The sequence below is a fragment of the Phenylobacterium sp. genome, assembly GCF_044372605.1.
Lineage (GTDB): Bacteria > Pseudomonadota > Alphaproteobacteria > Caulobacterales > Caulobacteraceae > Phenylobacterium.
On sequence record NZ_JBILRO010000218.1, the window covers coordinates 1 to 5,943 of the forward strand.

A 5,943-nucleotide genomic window follows, 5' to 3' on the forward strand; every position below is an offset into this window, starting at 1 on the left:
GGTCGAGACGCGCCTCGGCCCCGGTCTTGGTGAGACGCCCCAGCACCTGGTGCGAACCGGGGAGTGGCAGTCCGCCGAGGCCGACGACGGCTGGACGCTGGTGGCCTGCGTCGTGACGCCGGGCTTTCGCTTCGAAGGTTTCGAACTGGCGCCCGAGGGCTGGGAACCCTAGAATTTCACCCCGACATAGGGCGCGACAAACGCCAGAAAGCTCAGCACCAGACCTGCCAGCAGGATGCGGTAGGCATAGGCCAGGAAGCGGTACTTCTTCTTCGCGAGAACCTGTCCGTTCTGGTAGATGTCGTGGGCGAAGGCCTCGTAGACCGTGCGGCTGTCCGAGACCACTTCCAGCAGCATGTCGACATACTCCGCCTCGGGAACCTGGGTGAAGGACCCGAAAAAAAGCACGTTGGCGGGACCGTCCGCGCGCGGCGGCGCCCGGGTGGACGGCAGCACAGCAATCACGGCCAGAAATGCCGAAACAAAGGCGGCCGCCCCCAGGATCAGTAATGGCGCCGGCTGGGCCACATTCTGGATCTGGCTGACGGTGATCGTGAAGATCACGAAGGTGGCGCCCAGCAGCATGCTGGCTTTCTGGTCGGCCATCTGGCTGAGCTGGTACTGGATCTGTTGCGCAGTGCGCAGCAGATAGACCCCCTCGGAGGCGTACTTCTTTGGTGTCTCCGGCCCATTGTCCGTCATGCAGACCCCCGAATCCTGAAGCTAATGTGACGGTCCCGGTGGGACAGGGCTAGAGCTTGAAACGGCCCTCGAAAGCGATGCTCGACACGGGGTTCCGCAGACTGGGAACCTCACGGGCCTGGAACGGCTCATCCAGGAGGCTCACGTCGCCGCGCCGACCGATGGCGATGGCGGCTTCCACCCGGAACTCGGCCTCATCGACGCCCAGCACCTCATAGGATCGCGGAATGTCAAAACCCACCATGCCGTGGGTGGCCCAGCCGCTGCGGCTGGCCTGCAGCGCCAGTCCGCCCCAGGCCGCGCCAGCGTCGAGGCTGTGGCTATAAACCGGCGCCGGCGGCTGGCCCTCGACGCGGCGAAAACGGTCGGACACCAGGAACACCAGGACCGCGGCGTTCTTCGCCCACATCTGATTGAAGGGGATCAACAGGTCGAACAATCCGGCCCAGGCCCCGGTCTCGCGGTGGGCGTAGACAAATCGCCAGGGCTGGCCGTTGAACGCGGACGGCGCCCATCGCGCAGCGTCGAACAGGGTCATCAGCTCCTCGCCGGGCATCGCCTCCCCGGTAAAGGCCCGTGGCGACCACCGCTCCAGGAACAGGGGATCGATGTCATACTCGGCGGTGCGGCCATTGGCGGATGTCGGCATGGGCAGGTGCGTGTCCGTGAGGGGTTGATCAGGCCAGTCCCATGGGGTCGGCCGGCGGCGCGTCATCCAGGGTCTCGTGGGTCCGCAAACCATCAGCGGCGAGACAGGCCCAGACGTCTTCAGCAGTTTCCGCAAATTTGAACAGGTCCATGTCGCTCGCCGCAACCATGCCCGCAGCGATCAGCGCTTCGAAGTTGATCACGCTGCGCCAGTAGCCCTCGTCGAACAGGACGATCGGGATCGGGGGCGACTTGTCGGTCTGGCGCAGGGTCAGCACCTCGAACAGCTCGTCAAGGGTGCCAAAGCCGCCCGGGAACACGACGAGCGCATTGGCCCGCATGGCCAGGTGCATCTTGCGGATGGCGAAGTAGTGGAACCGGAAGGTGAGCTCCGGGGTCGACCAGGCGTTGGGCTCCTGTTCATGCGGCAGGGTGATGTTGAGGCCGATCGAGGGTGCGCCTACGTCCACCGCGCCGCGGTTGGCCGCCTCCATGATGCCGGGCCCCCCGCCGGTACAAATGACATTGTGGCGTTCCTTGCGGGCGGACAGATAAGCCCCGCCACGCTTTGAGGCGATCGCACCGAACTCACGGGCGGCGGCATACCAGCGCGGTTGCGGTTCCGGTCCGTCCTCGCGGATGCGCGCGCTGCCGAACACGACGATGGTCGAGCGGACACCCCAGTCGCGCAGGCCCTCATCGGCCTTGACGAACTCCATCATGAACCGCACCCCGCGCATGGAGGGGCTCATGATGAAATCCTGATCCATCGAGGCCAGCCGGTAGGTCGGCGAGGTGAACTGCGGGCTTTCGTGGGGGTCGGTCATGGCGTCATCCTGTCCGGGACATTCTGGGACAACGGGCGTTAACTCTTCGCGAGCGCCTCGGAGATCACCCGTGCAAAGGCTCCCGCGACCGGGGGAATCAGTGCGGCCGAAACGCAGCGCAGATCATCGTTGCGCGCATGGTGGAAACGGTGGCCACCAAAGATGCCGATAGCGGGCGTGTACCCGGCGCGCAGAATGTTACCGAGCTCGCCTGCCGCGAGAGCCGGATCAGCGGCGTAGGGCTGCTCCAGGCCCGGCAGACCTGCAAAGGCGGCGCGCGCCGACGACAGGATCGAGGGGCTCGCCAGCATGAAGCGTTGGGGGTCTGCGCTCGGCAGCGGCGAAAGGGCGGCGCCACGCTCATGCCAGTCGCGGGCGGCGACATTGGCGCCCAGATGGACCCAGAGCGCGGTCTTGTCAGGTTTGGGGGCAAGTTCCTGGATGAAGTGTTCGCCGCCGGCGTTCTCATACTCATGGCCGCTGGTGGAGATCAGGGCGATGTCGACGGGAAGTCGCGCCTGCGCCGCCCAACGGACCAGCAAGAGCCAGGCGGCCATGCCGGAGCCGCGCTCGCCTGCACAGGCAAACCATCCGGACCGGGGCGTCGATATCACCAGGGTCTTTGCCGCGCCGGTCTTCAGGGTGGCGGTGACATTGAAGGCGGGCCGTCGGAACGAACGGCCTGACATTCGGAAGGTCGCCGTCTCGCCCTTCGCGGCGGCCAGCAGGAAAGGCCCGGCATCCTTCGGCGCCATGACGGCCACGGGCCCCTTGAACAGGGACTTGTCCGGCGGCGCGTTCAGCGCCAGGGCCTCGCCGGTCGGCCCAGTCGTCACGATCACCACCGCCGTCGCGCCGGCGTCAAACGCGGCAGCCACACGCTGTGCGACGACGCCTACGGCGGTTGACCACCGCGCGTGGGGCAGCACCACCAGCGCGATGCCCGGGCCGCCCTTGCCAGACGCCACATAGAGCGGGCCGCTGACGCCTTCACCTGATGTCGGCACGACAATCGCCTGAGGGATCAGTTCCGCCCTTGCCGCGCCGCAGGTCAGCACGGCCTCTCCCTCATAGGCCGGCATGTCATAGGTCTGGCGCTGGCACGCGTAGCCCATCGCCCTCAGCTCGCCCTCCAGCCAATCACCACTGGCCGTGTCGCCTGGGCCGCCCGACGCCTTGTCCCCAAAGCTCTGGTAACGCTCCAGGATCCTCTGGGCCTCGGCTTCGTCGGGCAGGGCTCTGGCTGCGGCGGGGCTCGCGGCCAGCAAGGACGCGCTGGCGCCCAGAACGGCGCGACGGGATGCGGAGAGTGGCAGGTCAGGTTCCATATGCTCAGGTTAACCCAAGCCAGGGGCGCACGCGAGACGGGTTGACGCACCCGCCGTCCCCGGGGAAGGTCCGGCGATGGAAACGATCCCGAGGCGCGGGCTGCTGGGGGCTGCCGCGCTGGCCCTGACCCCCACCCTGTCGCAAGCGGCGGAGCCGGCGATGTACGACTATCTCTTCGTCGATCTCGACGACGCGGCCCCGGGGACAACGCCAGCCCGCGCCTATGCCGATCACGTGCGCACCCGCACCGCCAGCCTGGCCGCGGCTGGTGGCGAAGTCGTGGGCTACTTCACGCCGCAACTGGGCTGGGTGGGACGCCAGGCGGCGTTGCTGGTCCGATGGGCCGGTGACGCGAAAACCCGGGACCGGGAGCTCGTCTCCCTGATGCGCGACAAGACCGTGCGCAGCGGCCAACGGGCAGAACTCAAACCTACCGAGCGGCCGGGCCCGACGGATCGACCGCAGCCGGGCGGCATCTATGTCCACCGCTGGTTTGTTGTGGAATCCCGGAGCGTGCCGGAGTTTTTGGCGCTATCGGTCGAGGGCTGGCGTGATTTCGAGGTGCGCTTCGATACGAAGATCTTCGGTCTGTTCACAGCCGAACGGTCAGCCAATGACCGCCAGAGTGGCGTCACCCGCCTGTTGCTGATCACCCGCTACGGCAGTCACGGCGTGTGGGAAGCTTCCCGCGACCCCTCCACGGCCGCCATGGCGGCCTTCGCGAAGCGCCAGGCGTTGACGAGGGATAGCTGGGCGGCCAGCACCCTGTTCGTTCCGATATAGGTAGATCGCCCATGCTCACCCTGGCTCCCAACCGATGGGTCTGGGCGCTTGCCGCGTGCGCCGCAGCGCTGTTTTTCAGGACGGCGGCTTACGCTGAATGCGGAGACGTCTCGGCGAGCGGGGCGCGGCAGATCGCGATCGGGGACCGCACCATGCTGATCCGACTGCCGGCGGGCTTCGATTCCACAAAGCGGCATCCGCTGCTTTTCGTCCTGCATGGAAGCAATGGAACGGGCGCAGGCTTTCTGGCCAGGTCGGGCCTTGAGGCGACCTCGGACCGCCATGGCTTCATCATCGCAGCGCCCGACGGCGCCATTCCCGCCAATGGAGGTTACGCCTGGAACATCCCGGGCGTCCCGACCGTGACCGGCAAGGTTCCCACCGCGTCGGACCCGGATGATGTGGCCTTCATTGCCGCGGCTGTCGACAAGCTGATCGCCCAGGCCTGCGTTGACCCCTCAAGAGTCTATGCCACCGGCATATCGGGCGGAGGCCGGATGTCGTCCTGGCTGGCTTGCGTCGCCGCCGACCGTTTCGCAGCGATTGCGCCGGTCGTCGGACTGAGGGCCGGCAATCCCATGCGGGGTCAGACCAGCAAGCCCGATCCCGCCACATGCCGCCCCTCCCGGCCGGTGCCGGTGATCACGTTTGCAGGCGACAAGGACACCACCAATCCCGTTGAAGGCGGCGGGGCGTCGTATTGGCAGTACACGATGCGTGAAGCCCTCAACCGGTGGGCCGTACTCAACGGGTGCGCCGCTGCGCCCCGGACCCGAAGGATCGCCGCGAACCTTACCGAGCAGAGTTACTCCGGATGCCGCGCCAATGCAGAGGTCGTTGCTCGCATGACCGAAGGCGGTGGCCATGTGTGGGTCGCGGACAACGAGGTGATGTGGGCGTTTCTGTCCCGCCATCACCGGCGCTGAACGGTCTCTACGGTGCGAAGCTGGAGCGTCCCTGAATGCCCCATCGGCCGTTGAGGCGGGTGACGATGTAGATGGAGTCAAAGCCGCCCAGCACGCTGCCGTCCTTGCGATAGCGGGTGAAACGGGTGTCGATGTGCACCTTGTCGGCTCCGGCGTGGATCACATCGCGGCGGTCCCACGCCGAGTGATGCCAATCGGCCAGCGACCCGCTCTCGAACATCCCGGGCTTGTGGTAACCCGGATTGATGATCGTCACCGTGTTCGAGGCGAAGCGAACATGCGGGAAGTTGAACGTAGCTTCATAGGCGGCGATATCGCGGGCGTTGAAGGCCAGGAGAAAGGCGTCCAGGCGGTCCTGCGCCGCCGCGATCTCGGCGGCGAAGCGGGCATGCTGTGGCTTCACGGGCGGCGGCTTCACCGATTGCCCCAGCGCCGGAGCGGCGGCCGCCAGCATCGCGCCGGCGCCGATCAGGGTGTCACGACGGCGCATCATCAGGGATAGGCCTTCAGCGCCTGGCCTTCGTGCCGGAAGACGCCCTGCCGCATGCTGGTCCACTGGGGAGCGACATTCAGCTTGTCCCAGGCTTCCAGCTTCGCCTGCAGACGCGCCACCACTTCGGGGCGAGCGGTTGCGAGGTTGGTCTTTTCGCCGAGATCGTTCTTGAGATCATAGAGCATGACATACTTGCCCAAGGGCGAGACCTTGGCCTCGATGCCGTCCGCAACGG

Annotated in this window: 9 protein-coding genes; 3 read left to right on the forward strand and 6 right to left on the reverse strand. The window is 66.6% G+C overall.

The window, feature by feature from the left end; genetic code table 11:
- Positions 1–172, forward strand: a 172-nt coding sequence (locus tag ACIQ42_RS14920; protein ID WP_397423055.1) for a cupin domain-containing protein, incomplete at its 5' end; no start/stop codon positions are given.
- Here ACIQ42_RS14920 and ACIQ42_RS14925 read toward each other — a convergent pair.
- From ACIQ42_RS14925 to ACIQ42_RS14940, 4 genes are read right to left on the reverse strand one after another with little or no spacing between them, the layout of a single operon-like run.
- Positions 169–702 (reverse strand): Pycsar system effector family protein, encoded by a 534-nt coding sequence (locus ACIQ42_RS14925; protein WP_397423047.1) that lies wholly within the window; start codon positions 700–702, stop codon positions 169–171. The two genes, ACIQ42_RS14920 and ACIQ42_RS14925, sit on opposite strands and share 4 nt — an antisense overlap.
- 49 nt (positions 703–751) lie before the next feature.
- Positions 752–1,351, reverse strand: a complete 600-nt coding sequence (locus ACIQ42_RS14930; RefSeq protein WP_397423048.1) for a nitroreductase family protein — start codon at positions 1,349–1,351, stop codon at positions 752–754.
- 28 nt (positions 1,352–1,379) lie between these two features.
- Positions 1,380–2,177 (reverse strand): TIGR00730 family Rossman fold protein, encoded by a 798-nt coding sequence (locus tag ACIQ42_RS14935; RefSeq protein WP_397423049.1) that lies wholly within the window; start codon positions 2,175–2,177, stop codon positions 1,380–1,382.
- A gap of 38 nt (positions 2,178–2,215) precedes the next feature.
- Positions 2,216–3,505, reverse strand: coding sequence for a hypothetical protein (locus tag ACIQ42_RS14940; protein ID WP_397423050.1), 1,290 nt, complete (start codon positions 3,503–3,505; stop codon positions 2,216–2,218).
- A gap of 76 nt (positions 3,506–3,581) precedes the next feature.
- Here ACIQ42_RS14940 and ACIQ42_RS14945 point away from each other — a divergent pair, with 76 nt between their 5' ends.
- Together ACIQ42_RS14945 and ACIQ42_RS14950 are read left to right on the forward strand one after the other, a co-directional pair.
- Positions 3,582–4,289: a hypothetical protein gene (locus ACIQ42_RS14945; RefSeq protein ID WP_397423051.1), complete on the forward strand. Its 708-nt coding sequence runs from the start codon at positions 3,582–3,584 to the stop codon at positions 4,287–4,289.
- Positions 4,290–4,300: 11 nt separating this feature from the next.
- Complete coding sequence (locus tag ACIQ42_RS14950) at positions 4,301–5,215, forward strand: alpha/beta hydrolase family esterase (protein WP_397423052.1); 915 nt, start codon at positions 4,301–4,303, stop codon at positions 5,213–5,215.
- Between the two features lie 7 nt (positions 5,216–5,222).
- Here the strand turns inward: ACIQ42_RS14950 and ACIQ42_RS14955 are convergent, their stop codons facing one another.
- Both ACIQ42_RS14955 and ACIQ42_RS14960 read right to left on the reverse strand, forming a co-directional pair.
- Complete coding sequence (locus tag ACIQ42_RS14955) at positions 5,223–5,708, reverse strand: hypothetical protein (RefSeq protein WP_397423053.1); 486 nt, start codon at positions 5,706–5,708, stop codon at positions 5,223–5,225.
- The coding region (locus ACIQ42_RS14960) for a hypothetical protein (protein WP_397423054.1) at positions 5,708–5,943 on the reverse strand (236 nt) is incomplete at its 5' end. The genes ACIQ42_RS14955 and ACIQ42_RS14960, both read right to left, overlap by 1 nt.

Coding starts and splice junctions, on each gene's coding strand:
- ACIQ42_RS14925 (WP_397423047.1), bottom strand. CDS start 702: ATGACGGACAATGGGCCGGAGACACCAAAGAAGTACGCCTCCGAGGGG.
- ACIQ42_RS14930 (WP_397423048.1), bottom strand. CDS start 1,351: ATGCCGACATCCGCCAATGGCCGCACCGCCGAGTATGACATCGATCCC.
- ACIQ42_RS14935 (WP_397423049.1), bottom strand. CDS start 2,177: ATGACCGACCCCCACGAAAGCCCGCAGTTCACCTCGCCGACCTACCGG.
- ACIQ42_RS14940 (WP_397423050.1), bottom strand. CDS start 3,505: ATGGAACCTGACCTGCCACTCTCCGCATCCCGTCGCGCCGTTCTGGGC.
- ACIQ42_RS14945 (WP_397423051.1), top strand. CDS start 3,582: ATGGAAACGATCCCGAGGCGCGGGCTGCTGGGGGCTGCCGCGCTGGCC.
- ACIQ42_RS14950 (WP_397423052.1), top strand. CDS start 4,301: ATGCTCACCCTGGCTCCCAACCGATGGGTCTGGGCGCTTGCCGCGTGC.
- ACIQ42_RS14955 (WP_397423053.1), bottom strand. CDS start 5,708: ATGATGCGCCGTCGTGACACCCTGATCGGCGCCGGCGCGATGCTGGCG.